Genomic DNA, 20,497 nt, shown 5'->3' on the forward strand with positions numbered 1-20,497 from the left:
CATGCTGGTCAGCGAGCGGATCGGACAGTTCTTCGTCGAGTCCGACGGCGGGCGCGACCGGCTGGAGTACACCGAGTACGGCTCCGGCGACGACTGGGTCGTGCTGCTGCACGGCCTGCTCATGCCGCGCCGGATGCAGCAGCCGCTCGCCCGGGCGATGGCCGCGCAGGGGCTGCACGTGGTGACCCTCGACCTGCTCGGGCACGGCCGCTCCGACCAGCCCGCCGACCCTCTGGTCTACTCGATGACGTCCTTCGGCGAGCAGGTGGTCGCGCTGCTCGACCACCTCGGCGCGGAGCAGGCAGTCATCGGCGGCACGTCGCTCGGGGCCAACGTCTCGCTGGAGGTGGCCGTCATCGCCCCCGAGCGGGTCAAGGGGCTCATCGTGGAGATGCCGGTCCTCAACAACGCCCTGGTCGCCGGGATCCTCGCGTTCGTGCCGATCATGCTCGCCGCGCGCTACGTGCCCGTCACCGCCAACACGCTGCAGCGGATCTCGCGGTCGGTGCCCCGCGGCCTCGTCCCCTTCTGGGTCGGCATCGGCCTCGACACGGTCGACCACCGGGCCGAGTCCATCGCCTCGGTGCTCCACGGCGTGATCTTCGGGCGGCTCGCCCCCTCGCGCAGCCAGCGGCGCCGGATCCAGGCACCCGTCTTCCTGGTCGGTCACCCGATCGACCCCATCCACCCGTTCGTCGACGCCGACATGCTGGCCGCCGAGCTGCCCAACGTACGGCTCGAACGGGCCACCTCGATCCTCGAGTGGCGCTTCCGGCCGGAGCGCCTGACGGCCGCCGCCGCCGACTTCGCGCTCGACTGCTGGCGCGAGCGTCCGGCCACGTCGACGGTCCGCACCCGGAAACGCTGACGCCGCGGCCGCCCGTTCGAGGCCCGGGCGGGGTCGGTGGGGGACAATGATGCCGTGCCCCTCTACCGCGACGAGGCCGTCGTGCTCCGCACCCACAAGCTGGGCGAGGCCGACCGCATCATCACCCTGCTGACCCGTCAGCACGGGCGCGTGCGCGCGGTCGCCAAGGGCGTGCGTCGTACGACGTCGCGCTGGGGCTCGCGCCTCGAGCCGTTCACCCACGTCGACCTCCAGCTCGCCGAGGGCCGCAGCCTCGACGTCATCACGCAGGCCGAGACGCTCGACCCGTTCAACGCCCGGCTGGGTCTCGACTACGACCGATACACCGCCGGAACGGTGATGCTCGAGACGGCCGAACGCCTCGTCACCGAGGAGAAGGAGCCCGCTGTCCAGCAGTTCCTGCTGCTCGTCGGCGGCCTGCGCGCGATGGCCGGGGGCGAGCACCCGGCCAAGCAGGTCCTCGACTCCTACCTGCTGCGCTCGCTGTCCGTCGCCGGCTACGCGCCGTCCTTCGACCACTGCGTGCAGTGCGGCGTCGAGGGACCGCACCGCTTCTTCAACCCGTCGGCGGGCGGCGTCCTGTGCGTCTCCGACAAGCTGCCGGGATCGGCCACCCCCGCCTCGGAGACGGTCCTCCTGCTCGGTGCCCTCCTCGTCGGCGACTGGCCCGTCGTCCACGCCGCAGAGCCACGTCACCTGCGCGAGGCCAGCAACCTCGTCTCGGCCTACCTCGCCTGGCACCTCGAGCGCGGCCTGCGCTCGATGGCGTACGTCGAGCGGTGAGCGCACGTACGGAACGCACTGCCTGTCAGACGGTCGCGTGGACGGCTTCAGCGATTGCGGGTAGGACGAGCTTGTAGGTCGCCCAGGAGCACGATGCGCATGGCCTCGCGCTGACGAGACGATCTCCGTCGTCCGTGCGTACGACTGCGCGGTGACTGTGGTCCACCTGATGGACCACAGCCACCGCACTGTGGGGGACGCCGGGGGCGAGGATCGCCGGGCTGATTGGTGGCTGGCACCGGTGGCCTGTGGGGTGCGACAGCGGTTATCGGGACGTGTGGAGCACCGCCCGCGGACCTTCGGCACTGGGGCCCACCCGCGCGCGGCGCGAGGATGGAGGCATGGATGAGACGTCCGGCAGCCACTCGCGCCGAGGCGCCGGGGCGGCTGCGGGAGCAGCGTGGCAGCTGGCGGTGGTCTCGCTGGTCGTCCTGACGGTCGGCGCCGGGCTGTTCGGAGCCGCGTGGGCGATCGGAGGCGAGGACGCGGTCTCCGACAACTGGGTCGGCACGTCGGTCGTGGTGGCGCTGTTCGCCGGGCTGACCGGGTCGTTCGTCGCGCTGCTCATGGCTGTGTACGCCGGCCTGCGGCACCACCGGTGGTCGGAGCTGCTGCTGCCGCTGGTGACGTTCCCGGCGGTCGTCGCCGCTGTCGCCCTCCTCGAGGCGTTCGTCTTCGAGTGAGTCGCCTGCTGTCGTGGCCACCGCCGGCGCGGTCCCGCCTACGCTGGGCCCCGTGAAGCGACAGGTGAAGCAGCCGACCCCGCACCCCAGCGGCGCGACTCCGCCGCCGGTGCCGCGCGACCTCGTCCCCGAGCACGTCGCGATCATCATGGACGGCAACGGCAGGTGGGCCAAGGAGCGCGGGCTCCCGCGCACCAAGGGCCACGAGCAGGGCGAGCACACGCTCTTCGACGTGGTCGAGGGCGCGATCGAGATCGGCGTGAAGGCGATCTCGGCCTACGCCTTCTCGACGGAGAACTGGTCGCGATCACCTGACGAGGTGCGCTTCCTGATGGGCTTCAACCGCGACGTGATCCGCCGCCGCCGAGACGAGATGAACGACCTCGGCGTACGCGTGCGCTGGGCCGGCCGCGCGCCGCGCCTCTGGAAGTCGGTCATCAAGGAGCTGCAGGTCGCCGAGGAGCTGACCAGGGACAACGACGTCCTCACCCTCACGATGTGCGTCAACTACGGCGGCCGCGCCGAGCTCGCCGACGCCGCCCGGGCGATCGGACGCGAGGTGGCGGCCGGCCGCCTCAACCCGGACAAGATCGACGAGAAGGTCTTCGCCCGCCACCTCTACGTGCCCGAGCTGCCCGACGCCGACCTCGTCTGGCGCACGTCGGGGGAGCAGCGGCTGTCCAACTACATGCTGTGGCAGGCGGCCTACAGCGAGATGGTGTTCACCGACGTGCTGTGGCCCGACGTCGACCGGCGGCACCTGTGGTCGGCGATCGAGACGTACGCCAGCCGCGACCGGCGCTACGGCGGCGCGGTCCCCAACCAGACGCCCCAGCAGACCTGAGGTCAGCGACAGGCCGGGCAGGTCCCGAAGATCTCCAGCGTGTGGCTGATGTCGCCATAGCCGTGCTCGGACGCGATCGCGCTCGTCCAGCGCTCGACGGCCGGCCCCTCCACCTCCACGGTCGCCCCGCACGTGCGGCACACGAGGTGGTGGTGGTGCGTGTCGGAGCAGCTGCGCCAGATGGCCTCGCCGTCCTCGTTGCGCAGCATGTCGACCTCACCGGCTTCGGCGAGCGTCGCCAGCGTGCGGTAGACGGTGGCGAGCCCCACCGACTCGCCCTGCTGCGAGATGAGGTCGTGGATCTCCTGCGCACTTCGGAAGTCGTCGAAGCCCGCGAGCGCGGCCGCGACGGCGCGACGCTGGCGGGTGGGGCGGACCGACGGGCGGGAGGTGGGGTCAGTGCTCGTCATAGTGCTCTCCGTGTACGGCGTGCCGGTGGCCGTCGTGGACGTAGTCGACGTGGTCCCCGTGGGGCACCGCTGGATGGCCGCAGTCCTGGCCGTGGTCGTGCGGGTGGTCGTCGGTGGAGCGGTGCGGGGTCGCGTTGACCTCGGGGAACGGCGCCATCAAGCGGCTGCGGCGCCGCAGCCACACCCCGAGCGGCCAGGTGGCGGTGAACATCGCCAGGGCGAGCAGGACGATCGTCGGCCCGGGGGCCACGGACACCCGGAAGGACAGCCACGCGCTGAGGAAGAGGCCGCCGACGGACGCCGCGCAGCCGACCAGCATCGCTCCGAGCAGGGTGGTGCGGAAGGAGCGCGCGACCTGCTGCGAGGTCGCGACCGGGACCACCATCAGCGCCGAGACGAGCAGCAGGCCGACCGTGCGCATGGCCACGGTGATGCTGACCGCGGCGAGCACCGCGATCAGGAGGTTGTAGCCCCGCACCCTGAGTCCGGCCACGCGGGCGAAGTCGGGGTCGCTCGCGACGGCGAACAGCTGCGGCGAGAGCCCGAGCGTCACCGTGAGCACCACGACGGCCAGCACGGCCGTCGACCACACGTCGGCCGAGGAGATGCTGTTGAGCGAGCCGAACAGGTAGGCCTGCAGCGTCGCGGCACCCTGCCCGGCGATGCCCGTGATCAGCACACCGCCGGCGAGGCCGCCGTAGAAGAGCAGCGCGAGCGCGACGTCGCCGTTGGTGTGCCCACGCTCGCGGATGAGCTCCATGAGCACGGCGCCCAGCACCGCGACGACGACCGCCGTCCAGGTGGGGGAGGTGCCGGTCAGCAGGCCGAGGGCGACGCCGGTGACCGCGACGTGGCCGATGCCGTCGCCGAGCAGGGCCAGGCGTCGCTGGACGATGAAGGTGCCGATGGCCGGTGCGGCCAGCCCGGTCAGCAGCGCGGCGATGAGCGCGCGCTGCATGAAGCCGAGGGAGAACAGGTCGATGAAGCTCACTGGCTGGACCTCCGCTCCCAGTCGAACGGCGAGGCGACGTGCGGGGCGTGGTCGTGCCGGGTCGGGACGTCGTGGTCGTCGTGGTGGTGGGTGTGCGACGCCACCTCCTGCGTGAGGGGCGGACCGTCGTAGGCCACCCGGCCGTCGCGCATCACCACGGTCCGGTCGATCAGCGGCATCATCGGGCCGATCTCGTGGGCGACGAGGACGATCGTCGCCCCGCTGGCCTTGAGGCGCCCGAGGGCGTCGGCGAGGGCCTGCTGGTTGGGCAGGTCGACGCCGGCGGTGGGCTCGTCGAGGACGAGCAGGTCGGGCTCGCCCGCGAGCGCCCGCGCGATGAGGACGCGCTGCTGCTGGCCGCCCGACAGCTGCGAGACGCCGTACGACGCCCGGTCGGCGAGGCCGACGACGTCGAGCGCGGCCTCCACCGCCCGCCGGTCCGCGGCGCCGCTCGCGCGCATCAGGCGTCGGCGTCCGACCCGCCCCGACGCCACGACCTCGCGCACCGTCGCGGGCACCCCGCCCGAGGCGGTCGACCGCTGGGGGACGAAGCCGAGCCGCTGCCAGTCGGTGAAGGCCTCGATCGGCGTCCCGAAGAGCCGTACGTCCCCTCGGGTGTGGGGAAGGAGCCCGGTGACCGCGCGCACCAGCGTCGACTTGCCCGACCCGTTGGGACCGAGCAGCGTCACCACCTCGCCCGGGCGCACCGTGAGGTCGACGTCGCGCAGGATCGGCCGTCCGCCGATGGCGACGGAGACCCGGTCGAGGACGACGGGTGGTGCGAGGCGGGGGTCGGGCGAGGTCACGAGCAGCCGTTGGCCTGCTGGAGGGCGGTGAGGTTCTCTCGCATGAGGGAAAGGTAGTCCTCGTCGGCCGTGTCGTCCGACAGCCCCTCGATCGGGTCGAGCACCGCGGTCTCGACGTCGAGGTCGTCGGCGAGGGTCTCGGCCATCTTCGGGCTCACCAGCCGCTCGGAGAAGACAGTGGTCACGCCGTCCTGCGTGATGAGCTCCTGGAGGCGGGCCAGGTCGGCCGCGGTCGCCTCGGAGTCGGGGGACAGGCTGGCGATCGGCTCGAAGTGCGGGCCGTAGCGCTCGAGGTAGGCGAAGGCCTGGTGGCTGACGACGGTCGTGTCGCGCTCGCAGGCGGCGAGGCCGTCGGTGTACTCCTGGTCGAGCGCCTCGAGCTCGGTGCGCAGCTCGGTCGCGTTGTCGGCGTAGGCCTGCGCGGCGTCGGGGTCGACGTCGCCCAGCTCGGCGGCGACCGCGTCGGCGAAGTCGGCGACCAGGAGCGGGTCGAGCCAGAAGTGCGGGTCGCTGTCGCCGTGGTCGTGCTCCTCCTCGGCGTGCTCGGCGTGCTCCTCCTCGGTCTCGCCCTCGTGCTCCGAGGCGTCGGCGGGCAACAGCTCGACAGCGTCGGCGGCGTCGAGCACGCGGGTCTCGGCCGTCTCCGCCCCGGCGTCGACGGCGGGCTGGAACCCGTGCGTGAGCACGACGAGGTCGGCCTCCTCCAGCGCGGCGGTCTGGGCGATGGTGAGCTCCAGGTCGTGTGGCTCCTGGCCGGGCTGGGTGAGGTTGGCGACCTCCCAGTCGTCGCCCGCCACCCGATCGGTCACCCAGGCCAGCGGGTAGAACGCGGCGACGGCCGAGCGACCATTCCCGGTGGCGTCGTCGGACCCGCCGCAGCCGGCAAGGAGGGCGGCCGAGGCGAGGGCGGTGGCAAGGGCGATCGGTCGGGTGACGGGCGACATGAGAACGATTCTCACCCCGGTTGAGAACGATTGTCAAACCGGCTGGGTAGGGTGAGCCCGTGCTCGTCGTGACCCGTCTCCGCGCCCCCAGTCCCCACCGTGGATCCGGGGAGGCGGACGGGGAGGAGCTGCGCCGCGGGCTGCTGCAGGCGCTCGACATCCTCGCCGCAAAGCCCGGGTACGTCGGGGGAGACGTGGGCCGCAACGTCGACGACCCGACGCTGTGGGTGCTCACCACGCGCTGGCAGAACGTCGGCTCCTACCGACGCGCGCTGGGGTCGTACGAGGGCAAGATGCACATCCAGCCGCTGATGGTCCACGCGCTCGACGAGCCCAGTGCCTACGAGGTGGTCGAGGAGGGGACCGACCTCAACGAGCCCCAGCCCCGATCGCTAGGCTGAGCGCTCGTTCGCGCGAGCCGGCAGCCAGCCGGCCCGACCTGCCCACACCTGAGGACCCGCACCGTGCCCAAGCCCGCTCCGACCGCCCTGGACAACGTCGTCTCCCTCGCCAAGCGCCGAGGTTTCGTCTACCCCAGCGGTGACATCTACGGCGGCACGCGCTCGGCGTGGGACTACGGCCCGCTCGGGGTCGAGCTCAAGGAGAACATCAAGCGCCAGTGGTGGAAGTTCATGGTCACCCGCCGCGACGACGTGGTCGGGCTCGACTCGAGCATCATCCTCCCCACCCGCACGTGGGAGGCCTCGGGCCACCTGAGCACCTTCAGCGACCCGCTTGTCGAGTGCCAGTCGTGCCACAAGCGGTTCCGCGAGGACCACCTCCAGGAGGACCACGCCGCCAAGAAGGGCATCGACGACCCCGACACGGTCGACATCAACGAGTCGGTCGCGTGCCCCAACTGCGGCACGCGCAACGCGTGGACCGAGCCGCGCAACTTCAACATGATGCTCAAGACCTACCTCGGCGTGATCGAGGACGAGTCCGGCCTGCACTACCTCCGGCCCGAGACCGCGCAGGGCATCTTCCTCAACTTCGCCAACGTGGTGACCTCGAGCCGCCAGAAGCCGCCCTTCGGCATCGCCCAGATGGGCAAGAGCTTCCGCAACGAGATCACGCCCGGCAACTTCATCTTCCGCACCCGCGAGTTCGAGCAGATGGAGATGGAGTTCTTCGTCAAGCCGGGCGAGGACGAGGAGTGGTTCCGCTACTGGATCGAGGAGCGCACCCGCTGGTACGTCGACCTCGGCATCAACCCCGACAACCTGCGCCACTACGAGCACCCGCAGGAGAAGCTGTCCCACTACTCCAAGGGCACGACCGACATCGAGTACCGCTTCGGGTTCTCCGGCCGTGACTTCGAGGAGCTCGAGGGCGTCGCCAACCGCACCGACTTCGACCTCAAGCAGCACAGCGAGTTCTCCGGCAAGGACCTGTCCTTCTACGACCAGGCCGCCGACGAGCGCTACCTGCCCTACGTCATCGAGCCCGCAGCCGGCCTCACCCGCTCGCTGATGGCGTTCCTCATCGACGCCTACACCGAGGACGAGGCGCCCAACACCAAGGGCGGCGTCGACAAGCGCGTCGTGCTCAAGCTCGACCCGCGCCTCGCGCCCGTCAAGGTCGCGGTGCTGCCGCTGAGCCGCAACGCCGACCTGTCGCCCAAGGCCAAGGCCCTTGCCGCCGAGCTGCGGGAGAACTGGAACGTCGACTTCGACGACTCCGGCGCCATCGGTCGCCGCTACCGCCGCCAGGACGAGATCGGTACGCCGTTCTGCGTCACCGTCGACTTCGAGACGCTCGACGACGACGCGGTCACCGTGCGCGAGCGCGACACGATGCACCAGGAGCGGGTCGGCCTCGACGGCATCAGCGCCTACTTCGCCCAGAAGCTGCTCGGCTGCTGACGCCGCGGCGTGCCACCATGGCGCCATGCTGCGCTCAGTGGTGCTCGCGACGGGCCTCGCGACGGTCCTGGTTGCGTCGCTGACGGCCTGCGGCGGCGGTGACGCGGAGCCACGTCCGGCGCCAGCGCGCCCGGCGCCGGCTGCGGCGGAGGAGCCCGACGGGGTGAGCGCCACCGAGCCCGGGACCGCCCTGGAGCACGGTGACGCAGCCACGCTCGTCTGGAAGCCCGCCGGTGACCTCACCGGCGCGCTCGACCTGACGGTGGAGACCGTGCAGGAGCGGCGGGCATCCGTCTTCGACGGTTGGGCGCTCGGCGACTCGATGCAGGAAGCCCGTCCCTACTTCGTCAGCGTGGCGGTGACCAACGTCGGCGGGACCGACCTCGCCGGACAGGCCGTCCCGCTCTACCTCCGCGACGACCGGGGGAGACTGGGGGCACCCTGGACCGTGGGTGGCGACTTCACGCCCTGCCAGAGCGGACCGCTGCCGGAGCCGTTCGCAGCCGGAGCGAGCGCGGAGATGTGCCTGGTCTACCTCGCGCCGGACGGTGCTCGCGTCGAGGACATGGTCTTCGAGCCCACCGAGGGCTACGACCCCATCTCCTGGGCCGGCGACGTGTCGGGCCCGCCCAGGGTCCGCCAGCGCCCCGGACGGTGATTTGGGCCGGCTCTCCCGGGGGCTCGACAATGGAGCCATGACCGTCGTGCCCGACTCCCTCACCCTGGGCTCGCTGCGCGTCGACACCCCGGTCGTCCTCGCGCCGATGGCCGGCATCACCAACGCCGCCTACCGCCGCCTCTGCGCCGAGCAGGGTGCGGGCCTCTACGTCTGCGAGATGATCACCAGCCGCGGCCTCGTCGAGGGCGACGAGACCACGAAGAAGATGCTCGTCTTCGACGAGCTGGAGTCGGTGCGCTCCGTGCAGCTCTACGGCACCGACCCCGTCTACATCGGCAAGGCGGTCGAGATCCTCTGCGCCGACCACGGCGTCGCCCACGTCGACCTCAACTTCGGCTGCCCGGTGCCCAAGGTGACGCGCAAGGGCGGCGGGGGAGCCCTCCCGTGGAAGCGGGGGCTCCTCGGCGAGGTCCTCGAGCACGCGGTCGCTGCCGCGGCGCCGTACGACGTCCCGGTGACGATGAAGACCCGCAAGGGCCTCGACGACGACCACCTGACGTACCTCGACGCCGGCCGCATCGCCCAGGAGAGCGGCGTCGCCGCGATCGCCCTGCACGGCCGCACGGTCCAGCAGGCCTACTCGGGCGAGGCCGACTGGGACGCCATCGCGGCCCTCGTCGACCACGTCGACATCCCCGTCCTCGGCAACGGCGACATCTGGGAGGCGTCCGACGCGCTGCGCATGGTCGCGCAGACCGGCGCCGCCGGTGTGGTCGTCGGTCGCGGCTGCCTCGGTCGGCCGTGGCTCTTCCGCGACCTGGCCGCGGCCTTCCACGGCGAGGACGTCGCCACGCTGCCGACCCTCGGCGAGGTGAAGGCCATGATGCGCCGCCACGCCGAGCTGCTCTCCGAGCACATGGGCGAGGAGCGCGGCTGCAAGGAGTTCCGCAAGCACATCACCTGGTACCTCAAGGGCTTCCCGGCGGGTGGCGAGCTGCGCCACCAGCTGGCCCTCGTCGACTCCCTGGCCTCCCTCGACGAGCTCCTGGCCGGGCTCGACGACGACGCGCCCTTCCCCGAGCGCGAGCTCGGCACCCCGCGCGGGCGCCAGGGCGCCCCGCGCAAGAAGGTCGCGCTCCCCGACGGGTGGCTCGACGACACGGACGGCCGGGGCGCACACCTGCGCGAGGACGTCGACGAGACCACGGGCGGCTGAGCGGCGCGCCGCGCGTCGTACGCATGGATCCGCGGCCGGGTGAGCCGGAACACGCCGAAATTTACCGGGGGAGATTGGGACAGGCCGAGAATCCTGTGCTTCACTCGTGGATCGCGTCGACGTGGGTACGAGTTCTTCCCCCGTTTCCGGGCTCGTGGTTCGGCGCAACGTCCCCCGACAGCAACCGCAAAGGATCAGCGCTGTGGCTCAGCATCGCCACAAGCGGGAAGCCCCTGCTACCACCCCCCGTCCGTCTCGGATCCCCCGTTCCGTCCTCGTCTCCGCACCGCTCGCCGTCGTGGCGACGCTGTCAGCGGTGACCATGGGCGTCCTCGCCGCAGAGCCGGCGACCCACGACAACCTGCTGGCCTCGTCCGGCACCTCGCAGCCGGTCGCCGGCACGTCCGCCGACAGCACGGTCGACGACGCCACGCTGCGCCGGCGCACCGAGACCACCACCGTGTCCCGCTCGCAGATCCGCACCGCCGCGAAGGCGGAGGCCGCCGCGCGCAAGGACATCAGCGTGGACAAGAAGGCCCGCCAGCTCGCCAAGAAGCTGGACGACACCGTGTGGACCACCGACCTGCTCAACCTCTGGGACGGTCCGTCGGACAAGGCCAAGAAGCTCGGCGTCATCGACGCCCTGAAGAAGGTGTCCGTCACCGGTCGCGAGCAGCTCGGCCGCACCCAGGTCGTCATCGACGGCCAGTCCCGCTGGGTCACCTCCGACTACCTCAGCGCCAAGAAGCCGAAGCCCGAGCCCAAGGTCGAGGCCAAGGCCGCGGTCGAGGCGAAGCCTGCAGGCCCGAGCCTGGGCGGCGTGTGCGTCAACGGCTCCGCCATCGACGCCGGTCGCGCCTCGCTCTACGAGATCCACGACGCGGTGTGCGCCAACTGGCCCTCCATCACCAGCTACGGCACGTGGCGCAGCGACGGCGAGCACGGCCAGGGCCGCGCCATCGACATCATGGTCAGCGGCGACACCGGCTGGGCGGTCGCCGAGTTCCTGCGCGCCAACTACTCCGCGCTCGGCATCGAGTACATCATCTACTCCCAGCAGATGTGGTCCGTGGAGCGCTCCGGCGAGGGCTGGCGCGGCATGTCCGACCGCGGGTCGGTCACCGCCAACCACTACGACCACGTCCACGTCACGGTGTACTGACGCGCGTGGCGACCGGGGCGTCGTCGGCGTCCGAGGCGCTCGCTAGGCTGACCGGCCGATGAGCATCGAGGACCCGTACGACGACTCGGCGCGCGAGCGCATCGTCGCCGAGCCGCCCAAGCGGGTGGAGGCGCCGGTGCGCCTGGCGTTCGAGCGCGACCGGGCGCGCGTCGTCCACGCGGCGGCGTCGCGCCGGCTCGCGGCCAAGACCCAGGTCGTCGGTCCGCAGACCGACGACTTCGTCCGCAACCGCCTCACCCACAGCCTCGAGGTGGCCCAGGTCGCCCGCGACCTGGCCCGCGCGATCGGCACGCACCCCGACATCGCCGAGACCGCGGCGCTGGCGCACGACCTCGGGCACCCGCCGTTCGGCCACAACGGCGAGCGGGTGCTCGCTGGGCTCAGCCTCGACTGCGGCGGCTTCGAGGGCAACGCGCAGACCCTGCGCCTGCTCACCCGGCTCGAGTCGAAGACCTTCGACGCCGAGGGTCGATCGGTCGGGCTCAACCTGACCCGCGCGACCCTCGACGCCTGCACGAAGTACCCCTGGGCGCGCGCAGAGGCCACCGGCCCGCACGGCGTGCACGCCGACGGCACCCCACGGGTGGTCGTGAAGTTCGGCGTCTACGACGACGACCGACCCGTCTTCGACTGGGTGCGGGCCGGGGTCGAGGGCCGCCGGCGCTGCCTCGAGGCCCAGGTCATGGACCTGGCCGACGACGTCGCCTACTCGGTGCACGACGTCGAGGACGGCATCGTCGCCGGACGTCTCGACCTGACCCGGCTCGACCGCGACGCCCTGTGGGAGACCGTGCGCGCCTGGTACCTGCCCGGGGTCGACGACGACGCGCTCGACTTCGCGCTGGCCGACCTGCGGGCCGTGGGCAGCTGGCCCCGGTCGTCGTACGACGGCAGCCGGCGCAGCCTCGCCGCGATCAAGAACCTCACCAGCGACCTCATCGGCCGCTTCTGCGGCAGCGTGCAGCAGGCGACGTTCGCCGCGACGGCGGGGGAGCCGCCGGTGCGGCACCGCGCCGACCTCGTCGTACCGGGTGCGACCGAGGTCGAGATCGGGGTGCTCAAGGGGATCGCCGCCCACTACGTCATGCAGGCCGACGACCGGGTCGCCCTGATGGAGCGACAGCGCCAGCTCGTCGCCGAGCTCGTCGAGGGGCTGTGGGCGCGCGGGGTCGACGCCCTCGACCCGGTCTTCGTGGAGGACTGGGAGCTCGCAGGCGACGACGCCGGCCGGCGGCGGGTGGTCATCGACCAGGTCGCGTCACTGACCGACGCCAGCGCCGTCGCGCGCCACGCTGCGCTGGCGTGACGACGGGGCCCGGCCCGAAGGCGCGGACCCCGTCGACGAGGCGTGCAGGTGACGACCTACGGCAGGTTGCCCTGGGGGTAGGGGTCGTCCTGCCGGGCGGTGCTGTCGGGGTGCAGCTGCTCCTCGAGGTCGGAGCGGTGGTCACCGTTGCCCGACGGGGTCACCTTGTCGGCGGCCGTGCTGGCGGCCGAGGCCACCTTGTCCTTCACCACCGGGGCCTTGTCCTTGGCGAGGTCGGCCGCCTGGTGCGCCTTCTCCTGGACCCGAGGGTCCTCCTTGACGCGGGTGGCCGCCTTCTTGATCTGTTCGTAGCGCTCCCGTCCGGCACGGGTGCCGAGCACGTAGCCGACACCTCCGGCGACGAGCAGCATGAGCTTCTTCATGGGGTCTCCCTTCCCTGTTCTGACTTCGGTGCGGATGAGCGGTCGGCTCATCCGTTGCCGCGGCGCCGCCACAGCAGCAGCACCACGGCCATCGCGACGAGCGAGCCGGCGGCGGCGAGCACCTCGGTGCGCGGCTTGCCGTCGTCGGTCGTGGCGGCGTCCTTGAGCGAGGCCACCTTCTGCTGGGCCTGCGACTTCACGTCGAGCTTGGCGGCGAGCTGGTCGACCGTGCCGGCCAGCTGCTCGCGCTGCCGGGCGATCTCCGCCTCGAGCTGCTTGGGGGTCTTCGGCTCCCTGGCCGCCCCGTCCGGGGCGGTGCCGGGCGTGCGGTCATCCATGGTGGTCTCCCTTCACGGTGGCGAGGTCCTCCTTGAGGCCCTCGATGGCCCGCTCCGGAGCCGGAGAGCCGGCCTCGGCCACCTTGTTCCGGCCGACGAGACCGGCCACGGCAGCGCCGGCGAGCAGGACGAGCGCCACCATGAGGGCGGCCAGCCAGGCGTCGACGACGAGCGAGAGGGCGAGGATGGCGGTGGCCACCAGCGAGCCGAACGCGAAGAAGGCGAGCAGGCCGGCGACGCTGAACATGCCGACCCCGACTCCTGCGCGCTTGCCCTTCTCGGCGACCTCCGCCTGCGCGAGGCGCATCTCCGAGCGGATCAGGTCGGGGACCTGCTGGGTGAGCTGGTGGACGAGTGCGCCGAGGGTCTGACTCTCTGGCGCGCCGTGCTGAGCAGTCATGTTTCGACCTTCCCAGACCCGCGGGCGGGGCACCAGCGACGTACGCCCCAAGGGGTGGCTGGACCCCAGCACGGGGGGTGGTCGAGGCCGTTGTGGAGACTCCGCGGTGGTCGTGGGAGGGCGCCCGTAGACTCCCCGGCGTGGCAGGCCGGATTCGCGACGACGACATCGCCGAGGTGCGCGAGAAGGCGCGGATCGACGACGTGGTGTCGGGCTACGTCACGCTCAAGCGTGCGGGCGGCGGGTCGCTGAAGGGGCTCTGCCCGTTCCACGACGAGAAGACGCCGTCGTTCAACGTCAACCCCGCCCGCCAGTTCTTCCACTGTTTCGGCTGCGGCGAGGGCGGTGACGTCATCTCCTTCCTGATGAAGGTCGACGGCCTCACCTTCACCGAGGCCGTCGAGCGGCTCGGGGAGAAGTTCGGCGTGCAGCTGCGTCGCGAGGACGGTGACGACGAGCCCGTACGACCGCGGGGTCCGGCCCGAAGCCGGCTGATCGAGGCGCACAAGGTCGCCCAGGAGTTCTACGCCGAGCAGCTCAGCGGCCGCGACGCCGTCGTCGCGCGGCAGTTCCTCCACGAGCGCGGCTTCGACCAGGCCGCGGCGGCGACCTTCGGCGTGGGCTTCGCCCCCCGTGACGGCGAGGCGCTGCTGCGCCACCTGCGCGGGCGGCGGATCAGCGACGAGGAGTCGGTCGCCGCGGGCCTCGTCGCCCTCGGTCGCTCCCACTACGACCGCTTCCGCGGTCGGCTGGTGTGGCCGATCCGTGAGGCCAACGGCGACACGATCGGCTTCGGTGCCCGCCGGATCTTCGACGACGACCGCATCGAGGCGAAGTACCTCAACACCTCCGAGACCGCGATCTACAAGAAGAGCCACGTGCTCTACGGCATCGACCTGGCGCGCACCGCGATGAAGGACAGCCAGCAGGCGGTCGTCGTGGAGGGCTACACCGACGTGATGGCCTGCCACCTCGCCGGCGTGAAGACGGCGGTGGCCTCGTGCGGCACGGCCTTCGGCACCGACCACGCGCGGGTGCTGCGCCGCTTCCTCGGCGACCACGGCACGACCAGCGGCGAGGTGATCTTCACCTTCGACGGCGACTCGGCCGGGCAGAAGGCGGCGATGAAGGTGCTCGACAGCGACCAGGTGTTCGCCTCGCAGACCTACGTCGCCGTCGCCCCCGAGGGGATGGACCCGTGCGACCTGCGTCTCAAGGAGGGTGACGAGGCCGTGCGCGAGCTGGTCGCGAGCCGGCAGCCCCTCTACCGCTTCGCCCTCGACAACGTGCTGACCCGCTACGACCTCGACCGGGCCGACGGCCGCGTCGACGCGCTGCGCGACGCTGCCGGGCTGGTGGCGAGCATCCGCGACCGGACGAAGGTCGAGACGTTCTCCCGCGAGCTCGCGCACATGGTGGGGGTCGACCTCGACCAGGTGCGCGCGGAGGTGCGCCGCGCCGCCGACCGGCCCGCGCCGGGACCCAGGGACGAGCGCCGGCCCGCCCGCGGAGCGGACGCGGCGCAGGCGCCCGAGCCGGCTCGCCCGGCCCTGCCGAGCCTGTCCGACCCCCGCTTCCTCATCGAGCGCGAGCTGCTCAAGCTGGTCATCCAGCACCCGGGCGGTGTGGGTCGCACGACGACCCACGTGACGGCCGCCGACTTCACCCACCCGACCTTCCAGGGGGTCTGGGAGGCGGTGACGGCGGCCGGCGGGCCGGTCGCCGGGGTCGACGACCAGGGCTGGGCCGCCAAGGTGCGCGGCTCGGCCACCGATCCCGCGGTCGCCGCGGCGGTCACCGAGCTCGCCGTCGAGCCGGTCCGCGGCACGACCGACCCGAACCCGACGTTCGCCGTGGCCTACGTCTACCGCCTCCAGGAGCTCACCACGTCCCGCCGCATCGCCGACGTCAAGGCCCGCCTGCAGCGCACCAACCCCGTCGAGCAGGCGCTCGACTACAACCGCATGTTCGGCGAGCTGGTGGTGCTCGAGCAGCACCGCCGCAAGCTGCGCGAGGGCGCCGTCGGCCAGCCGGGCGGACAGGCATGAGCCGCCTCTTCGGCCGGGCGACGGCGCCGCAGGTCGACGTACGTCGCGGGGAGCGGGTGCTCGCGAGTGCGACCGCAGCCGACGGCACCGTGCTCGCCGGCACCCGCGACGCCTTCTACGTCGTCCGCGACGGCGAGACCCGGCGGGTCGCGTGGGAGCAGGTGGAGGCCGCCGGCTGGGACCGCGACACCGACACCTTCCAGCTCTCCGAGGTGGGAGCGTGGGGCGAGCAGCGCCCCGTGCACACCGTGACCCTCGACGAGCCCGGCCGGCTGCTCGAGCTCGTGCACGAGCGGGTGACCGCCAGCGTCGTCCTGCAGCGCCACGTGAGCCTGGGCCGGCGGCGCGGGCTCCGGGTGATCGCGCGCCGTGCACCGTCGGGTGCGGGCGGCGTCCACTGGGTCTACGAGTACGACGAGGGCGTCGACCCCGACGACCCCGAGGTCAGCGCCGCGGCCCGTGAGGCCCTCGAGCTGGCGCAGCGCGATGTCGGCCTGCCCTGATTTCACCCGCGGTGTGGAGGCTTGCTAAGGTTTCGCCTCGCTGCACAAGCGATCCCCTGTAGCTCAACTGGCAGAGCATTCGGCTGTTAACCGGAGGGTTGTTGGTTCGAGTCCAACCGGGGGAGCCAACCAGACCGCCCCCGACCTGCACGTCAGGTCGGGGGCGGTTCTGCGTCCCCCGCAGCCCTGTGCTGGTCCTCCAGCCGGTCCTGCCGGCTGTACTTGCGGTAGCCCACCAGGATGCCGCCTCCGACGATGACGATCAGCACCACCGCCACGATGAGGTAGACGCCCGTGCTCGTGATCATGACAACCATGCGGCTGCGCCCTCTTGTCGCTGGATCTGTGCACCTCGACGCCCGCCGACGCTAGCCCGCGGGAGGGCGCTCCGCCTCCTCCGTCTCGGGTGATGCAGTCCACTGGTCCAGAGTGCGGATTGTTGCGGCACATCCGGGTACTGCGGGTCAGGTCCCTGCGGCGTCGCGACTTCGCAGGGGATCCAGGCCCGGGTGGTCAAGAAGCGGCCACCCGGGCCGCCCTTCGGGGACGGCAGGCGGGACGGCGGGGGTCCTGTCTATACGATGCGTCCGGGGTCGTCCCACCGGGAGGGGAAGTCGTGACCATGGACCGACAGCAGTTCGGCAGTCGCCTGGCTGAGGCTGCGCGCGCGATGTCGGGCACCCGGCACGCCGCCGACACCCTCGAGCGCATCGCGGCGATGGCCGTCGACCTGATCGGTCCCTGTGACATCGCCGGGGTGTGCGTGCTGCGTCCGGGACGCAACGACACGTGCGCCCACAGCCACGCCTCGGTCCAGGTCATGGACGACCTGCAGCACGACCTCGCCGAGGGCCCGGCCATGGACGGACCGACCACCGCCGACGTGATCTCCATCGGCGACCTGACCACGGGCGCACCGTGGCCGCGGTGGGCCACCGAGGTGGCCGCCCGGACCGGGGTGCGTGCCTACCTGGGCTTCCGGTTGTTCGTCGACGAGGACAGCATCGGCATGCTCAACCTCTACGCCTACGAGCCCCACGCGTTCGACCACGACGACCAGCTCGACGGCCTCGTGGCAGCGGCGCACGCCTCGGTCGCCCTGAGCGCGACCGTGCAGCACGACCAGATGCACACGGCCATGACGAGCCGCCAGCTGATCGGCGAGGCGACGGGGATCCTGCGTGAGCGCTTCGCCCTGACCTCCGACCAGGCCTTCGCCGTGCTCAAACGACTGTCGTCCCAGCAGAACATCAAGCTCTTCGCCGTGGCCGAGCACGTGGTCGAGACGGGCACGCTGCCGACCTCGGCCGCTCAGTCGTCCTAGCCCCCGGGTTGCCGTGGCGTAACGCTTCGGCGGCCGGTGTGAACTGTGCGTTACGTCGCCACCGGTCGGCGGTGGTCTGCGTCAGGGTGACGCCATGAGCGCAGAGGCGATGGACGGCGGCCACGAGCGTGCGGAGTTCGTCGTACGCCCGGACGGGACCGTGGTCGGTGAGGACGGGGCCGCGAGCGCGCTCGCCGCAGCCCTGCCCTACACGGGCCGGCTCGCGCGCCGCGCAGGGGAGATCGTCGACGTCGGCGACCTGCGGGCGATGGAGGCGGTCGGCACGCGAAGGCTCACGGTCGGGGTGACCTGGACCCCCGCAGGGGAGGGCACCTACCGGGCGGTGCTGGTGCCCGCCGAGCCCCGGACGGTCCCGACCTTCATGGTCGTCGGCGGGGCCGACACCACCGCGACCGTCGTCCACTGCGTCGACCGGGTCGTCGCGGTCGAGGGGGTCCGCTGGAGCTCGGTCCTCACGGCGGGATCGAGGGTCGTCGCCGTGGCGGGGGAGCAGGCCGCGACGGGCCACCTCGCGGAGGTCGGCACCCGCATGCTCGCGATCCTGCGCTCGCTGGAGGACCAGCACGTCGCCGGCTTCGTCCGGCTGCGCTTCGAGCAGGGCGTCCTCGTCGGCGCCTCGCTCGGCCGCCACGCCCTGGTCGCCTGCACGGGCGACACGGACGACGACGTGCTGCTCACGACCATCGACGAGGTCCGTGCGATCCTCGCCGACCGCGACCTGTCGACGGTGCCCACGCAGGACGGTCCCGACGCTGCCGAGGTCGCTCGCGTCGCCGAGCCCGTGCCCGAGGTCGCCGAGGCGGTCCCGTCGAGCGCGCCGCCGCTGGTGGGTGCCCGGTTCGCCGGTGCCGGTGACCGTGAGGAGCGCCGAGGGCGGCGACGGCGCTTCGGGGTCCGCTGACCTCAGCCCCAGCCCAGGGGGAACACCTCGAACGTCGCCGCGTGGGTGACGCCGAGCCCCTGGCCACCGCCTCGGAGGATCCCGTCGAGGAACTCCTCGGGGTCCCAGCCCTCCCAGCCCAGGCCCTCGATGTAGGCCCGGTGCTCCTTCAGCGACGCCACTCCCGCCGCGAAGGTGTCGGTCACGTCCACCGCGTGGGTCGCCTGCGGTGACCCGCCCGCCCACACCGCCTTCACGCCGCCCCACGGCTCGAGGCCGTCGGTGAGCTGCTCGGGGAACACCCACCGGTTGCCCGCGTCGCGGACCGCGTCGAGCAGCGCCTTGCCGACGGCGATGTGGTCGGCCTGGTTGAGGTTCGTGCCGCCGAAGGTCTCGCGGAAGTTGATGGTCAGCGCGACGTCCGGGCGCTGCTCGCGCACGACCTCCGCCAGCACCCGCCGCAGCTCGACGCCGTACTCCAGGATCCCGTCCGGCAGTCGCAGGAAGAGCACGTCGTCGACGCCGACGGTGGCCGCGGACGCGATCTCCTCGGCCTCGCGCAGCGGCGCGCACTCGCCGGGGTGGAGGCCGTCGATCCCGGCCTCACCGCTGGTCACCATGCAGTAGACGACCTTCTTGCCCTGCCCCGTCCAGCGCGCGACCGCCGCGGCGGAGCCGTACTCGATGTCGTCGGGGTGCGCCACAACGAACAGGGCGGTCTGCCAGTCCTCGGGCAGCGGGTCGAAGGAGGGAGGCGTGGCTCGCTCGTCGCTCATGACCCGAGCATGGCACCCGGGAGGTCGATCAGGCCATCACGCCCACGGCCTGAGGGGCGAAGCCCGGGAAGACCTGCGCGACCGACACCCCGAACCGACGGGTGACGACCTCGGCGAGCACGCTGCGGTAGTCGGTGGTGACCAGCAGGTCGGCGTCGGGCGTGTCGGACAGGCCGGGCCACGAGCCGAGGTAGCGGCCGCCCCGTACCCCGGCGCCGGCGACCAGCATGACGTTGCCGAAGCCGTGGTCGGTGCCGTAGTCGTCGTTCTCCCGCACCCTCCGGCCGAACTCGCTCAGCGTCACGAGGGTGACCCGCTCGGCCGCCGGACCGAGGTCGGCGAAGAACGCCGCGACCGAGGCCGCGAGGTCGCCGGCGTTGCGCCTCATGTCGCCCCACTCGAGCGTGCCGGCGTCGGTGTGCATGTCCCAGTCGCCCTGGTCGACGGTGATCACCTCTGTGCCGACGCCGGACCGCACGATGCGGGAGACGTCCGACAGCGCCCTGCCGAGCCCGCTGTCGGGGTAGGCAGTGGCGGGCGCGCCGGCCGGGGTGTCGCGGGCGGCGCCGAAGGTCTGCGCGCCCGCGATCGCGTCACGCACCGCGCGGCTCATCGGGTCGTTGCCTCGCCACGCGTGGGCGAGTGACGCCAGTCGGCGACCCTCCTCGTCGGCCCCGGCGACCTTTGCCTGGTCGACCCGGTTGACGACGAAGGCCGGCTGGGCGCCGAAGAGCGAGGTCGGAGCCTGGTTGCCCATCGCCGTTCCCTGCAGCGGTGAGGTGCCGGGCAGCTCGCCGAGCAGCCGGTTGAGCCAGCCGGTGCGCTCGCGCGAGCCCGGGGCGGCGTCCTCGATGGCCTCCATCGCCGCGAAGTGCGAGCGGTTGGGCGTGGCCATGCCGGTGGCGTGCACGGCCGCCAGCGTGCCGGCCTGCCACATCGGCAGCAGCGGCGCGAGCGCGGGGTGCAGCCCGAACATCGCGTCGGGCGCCAGCAGGGCCGTGTGCGGGATGGCCAGGCGCGGCCGGGCGGCGTAGTAGACGGGGTCGCCGTGCGGGACGACGAGGGACATCCCGTCGGCGGCCCCTCGCAGCGAGAGCAGGACGAGCACGGACCCGCCCGGGGCGGCCAGACCGGCGGCGCTGCGCCCGGTGACGGCGTACGCCGACGGGCCCGCGCCGCTCAGCGACGGGCCGAGCGCGACGGCCCCGCCGGCGAGGGCGGTGCCGAGGAGTGCGCGCCGGGTGAGCGCCAGTCGTGCCTCGTCGTAGTCGGGGCAGCCGCACGGACGGGTGTGGGGAGAAGCCAT

General features: G+C 72.3%; 24 protein-coding genes and 1 tRNA gene. 15 read left to right on the forward strand and 10 right to left on the reverse strand.

The window, feature by feature from the left end:
• Position 1: 1 nt before the first annotated feature.
• The 4 genes from ACNKF0_RS07870 (at position 2) to ACNKF0_RS07885 (ending at position 3,178) form a co-directional block, all read left to right on the forward strand.
• Entirely contained in the window at positions 2 to 868 is an 867-nt protein-coding gene (locus ACNKF0_RS07870; protein ID WP_416957247.1) for an alpha/beta fold hydrolase, read from the forward strand.
• Positions 869 to 922: 54 nt separating this feature from the next.
• Complete coding sequence (gene recO, locus ACNKF0_RS07875) at positions 923 to 1,651, forward strand: DNA repair protein RecO (protein ID WP_416957249.1); 729 nt, start codon at positions 923 to 925, stop codon at positions 1,649 to 1,651.
• Between the two features lie 341 nt (positions 1,652 to 1,992).
• Positions 1,993 to 2,334: a hypothetical protein gene (locus ACNKF0_RS07880; RefSeq protein ID WP_416957252.1), complete on the forward strand. Its 342-nt coding sequence runs from the start codon at positions 1,993 to 1,995 to the stop codon at positions 2,332 to 2,334.
• Positions 2,335 to 2,386: 52 nt separating this feature from the next.
• The gene (locus tag ACNKF0_RS07885) at positions 2,387 to 3,178 is read left to right on the forward strand and encodes an isoprenyl transferase (RefSeq protein ID WP_299927410.1); all 792 of its coding nucleotides are present in this window, start codon (positions 2,387 to 2,389) and stop codon (positions 3,176 to 3,178) included.
• 2 nt (positions 3,179 to 3,180) lie between these two features.
• On the opposite strand, the gene ACNKF0_RS07890 is transcribed toward ACNKF0_RS07885, so the two are convergent.
• From ACNKF0_RS07890 to ACNKF0_RS07905, 4 genes are read right to left on the reverse strand one after another with little or no spacing between them, the layout of a single operon-like run.
• Entirely contained in the window at positions 3,181 to 3,588 is a 408-nt protein-coding gene (locus ACNKF0_RS07890; RefSeq protein WP_416957254.1) for a Fur family transcriptional regulator, read from the reverse strand.
• Positions 3,575 to 4,570, reverse strand: coding sequence for a metal ABC transporter permease (locus tag ACNKF0_RS07895; protein ID WP_416958451.1), 996 nt, complete (start codon positions 4,568 to 4,570; stop codon positions 3,575 to 3,577). Before ACNKF0_RS07895 ends, ACNKF0_RS07890 begins: the two co-directional genes overlap by 14 nt.
• A gap of 5 nt (positions 4,571 to 4,575) precedes the next feature.
• Positions 4,576 to 5,385: a metal ABC transporter ATP-binding protein gene (locus ACNKF0_RS07900; protein WP_416957256.1), complete on the reverse strand. Its 810-nt coding sequence runs from the start codon at positions 5,383 to 5,385 to the stop codon at positions 4,576 to 4,578.
• A complete protein-coding gene (locus ACNKF0_RS07905) occupies positions 5,382 to 6,329 on the reverse strand; it encodes a metal ABC transporter substrate-binding protein (protein WP_416957258.1) in 948 nt (315 codons plus the stop codon). Before ACNKF0_RS07905 ends, ACNKF0_RS07900 begins: the two co-directional genes overlap by 4 nt.
• A gap of 59 nt (positions 6,330 to 6,388) precedes the next feature.
• On the opposite strand from ACNKF0_RS07905, the gene ACNKF0_RS07910 reads away from it, so the two are divergent.
• The 6 genes from ACNKF0_RS07910 to ACNKF0_RS07935 all read left to right on the forward strand — a co-directional run bounded on the left by ACNKF0_RS07910 (position 6,389) and on the right by ACNKF0_RS07935 (position 12,518).
• Complete coding sequence (locus ACNKF0_RS07910) at positions 6,389 to 6,730, forward strand: antibiotic biosynthesis monooxygenase family protein (protein WP_416957260.1); 342 nt, start codon at positions 6,389 to 6,391, stop codon at positions 6,728 to 6,730.
• A 63-nt stretch (positions 6,731 to 6,793) separates the two neighbouring features.
• Entirely contained in the window at positions 6,794 to 8,194 is a 1,401-nt protein-coding gene (locus tag ACNKF0_RS07915; RefSeq protein ID WP_299927396.1) for a glycine--tRNA ligase, read from the forward strand.
• Between the two features lie 25 nt (positions 8,195 to 8,219).
• Entirely contained in the window at positions 8,220 to 8,852 is a 633-nt protein-coding gene (locus ACNKF0_RS07920) for a hypothetical protein (protein WP_416957263.1), read from the forward strand.
• Between the two features lie 37 nt (positions 8,853 to 8,889).
• Positions 8,890 to 10,029: a tRNA dihydrouridine synthase DusB gene (gene dusB / locus ACNKF0_RS07925; protein WP_416957265.1), complete on the forward strand. Its 1,140-nt coding sequence runs from the start codon at positions 8,890 to 8,892 to the stop codon at positions 10,027 to 10,029.
• Positions 10,030 to 10,345: 316 nt separating this feature from the next.
• The gene (locus tag ACNKF0_RS07930) at positions 10,346 to 11,191 is read left to right on the forward strand and encodes a hypothetical protein (protein WP_416957267.1); all 846 of its coding nucleotides are present in this window, start codon (positions 10,346 to 10,348) and stop codon (positions 11,189 to 11,191) included.
• Positions 11,192 to 11,249: 58 nt separating this feature from the next.
• Positions 11,250 to 12,518, forward strand: a complete 1,269-nt coding sequence (locus tag ACNKF0_RS07935) for a deoxyguanosinetriphosphate triphosphohydrolase (RefSeq protein WP_416957269.1) — start codon at positions 11,250 to 11,252, stop codon at positions 12,516 to 12,518.
• 56 nt (positions 12,519 to 12,574) lie between these two features.
• On the opposite strand, the gene ACNKF0_RS07940 is transcribed toward ACNKF0_RS07935, so the two are convergent.
• The 3 genes from ACNKF0_RS07940 to ACNKF0_RS07950 are packed head-to-tail and all read right to left on the reverse strand — an operon-like array spanning position 12,575 to position 13,639.
• Positions 12,575 to 12,901 (reverse strand): YtxH domain-containing protein, encoded by a 327-nt coding sequence (locus ACNKF0_RS07940; protein ID WP_299927381.1) that lies wholly within the window; start codon positions 12,899 to 12,901, stop codon positions 12,575 to 12,577.
• 47 nt (positions 12,902 to 12,948) lie between these two features.
• Positions 12,949 to 13,239 (reverse strand): DUF3618 domain-containing protein, encoded by a 291-nt coding sequence (locus tag ACNKF0_RS07945; RefSeq protein WP_416957271.1) that lies wholly within the window; start codon positions 13,237 to 13,239, stop codon positions 12,949 to 12,951.
• The gene (locus tag ACNKF0_RS07950) at positions 13,232 to 13,639 is read right to left on the reverse strand and encodes a phage holin family protein (RefSeq protein WP_416957273.1); all 408 of its coding nucleotides are present in this window, start codon (positions 13,637 to 13,639) and stop codon (positions 13,232 to 13,234) included. The genes ACNKF0_RS07945 and ACNKF0_RS07950 overlap by 8 nt, the downstream gene beginning before the upstream one ends.
• 140 nt (positions 13,640 to 13,779) lie before the next feature.
• On the opposite strand from ACNKF0_RS07950, the gene dnaG reads away from it, so the two are divergent.
• From dnaG to ACNKF0_RS07965, 3 genes are all read left to right on the forward strand, one after another.
• Positions 13,780 to 15,687, forward strand: a complete 1,908-nt coding sequence (gene dnaG, locus ACNKF0_RS07955) for a DNA primase (protein ID WP_416957276.1) — start codon at positions 13,780 to 13,782, stop codon at positions 15,685 to 15,687.
• Entirely contained in the window at positions 15,684 to 16,190 is a 507-nt protein-coding gene (locus ACNKF0_RS07960; protein ID WP_416957278.1) for a hypothetical protein, read from the forward strand. The genes dnaG and ACNKF0_RS07960 overlap by 4 nt, the downstream gene beginning before the upstream one ends.
• Positions 16,191 to 16,242: 52 nt before the next feature.
• Positions 16,243 to 16,318, forward strand: a tRNA-Asn gene (locus tag ACNKF0_RS07965).
• A 24-nt stretch (positions 16,319 to 16,342) separates the two neighbouring features.
• Here the strand turns inward: ACNKF0_RS07965 and ACNKF0_RS07970 are convergent.
• Entirely contained in the window at positions 16,343 to 16,498 is a 156-nt protein-coding gene (locus ACNKF0_RS07970) for a hypothetical protein (protein WP_416957280.1), read from the reverse strand.
• Between the two features lie 314 nt (positions 16,499 to 16,812).
• On the opposite strand from ACNKF0_RS07970, the gene ACNKF0_RS07975 reads away from it, so the two are divergent.
• Together ACNKF0_RS07975 and ACNKF0_RS07980 are read left to right on the forward strand one after the other, a co-directional pair.
• Positions 16,813 to 17,514, forward strand: coding sequence for a GAF and ANTAR domain-containing protein (locus ACNKF0_RS07975; protein ID WP_416958453.1), 702 nt, complete (start codon positions 16,813 to 16,815; stop codon positions 17,512 to 17,514).
• 94 nt (positions 17,515 to 17,608) lie between these two features.
• Positions 17,609 to 18,436 carry a hypothetical protein gene (locus tag ACNKF0_RS07980; protein ID WP_416957282.1) on the forward strand — a complete coding sequence of 276 codons (828 nt, stop codon included), beginning with the start codon at positions 17,609 to 17,611 and terminating at the stop codon, positions 18,434 to 18,436.
• Positions 18,437 to 18,438: 2 nt separating this feature from the next.
• On the opposite strand, the gene ACNKF0_RS07985 is transcribed toward ACNKF0_RS07980, so the two are convergent.
• Together ACNKF0_RS07985 and ACNKF0_RS07990 are read right to left on the reverse strand one after the other, a co-directional pair.
• Positions 18,439 to 19,191 carry a PIG-L deacetylase family protein gene (locus ACNKF0_RS07985; RefSeq protein WP_416957284.1) on the reverse strand — a complete coding sequence of 251 codons (753 nt, stop codon included), beginning with the start codon at positions 19,189 to 19,191 and terminating at the stop codon, positions 18,439 to 18,441.
• Between the two features lie 28 nt (positions 19,192 to 19,219).
• On the reverse strand, positions 19,220 to 20,497 hold the full coding sequence (locus tag ACNKF0_RS07990; RefSeq protein ID WP_416957286.1) for a DUF1501 domain-containing protein: 1,278 nt from the start codon (positions 20,495 to 20,497) through the stop codon (positions 19,220 to 19,222).

It is taken from the genome of Nocardioides sp. T5, from assembly GCF_048161455.1.
Lineage (GTDB): Bacteria > Actinomycetota > Actinomycetes > Propionibacteriales > Nocardioidaceae > Nocardioides.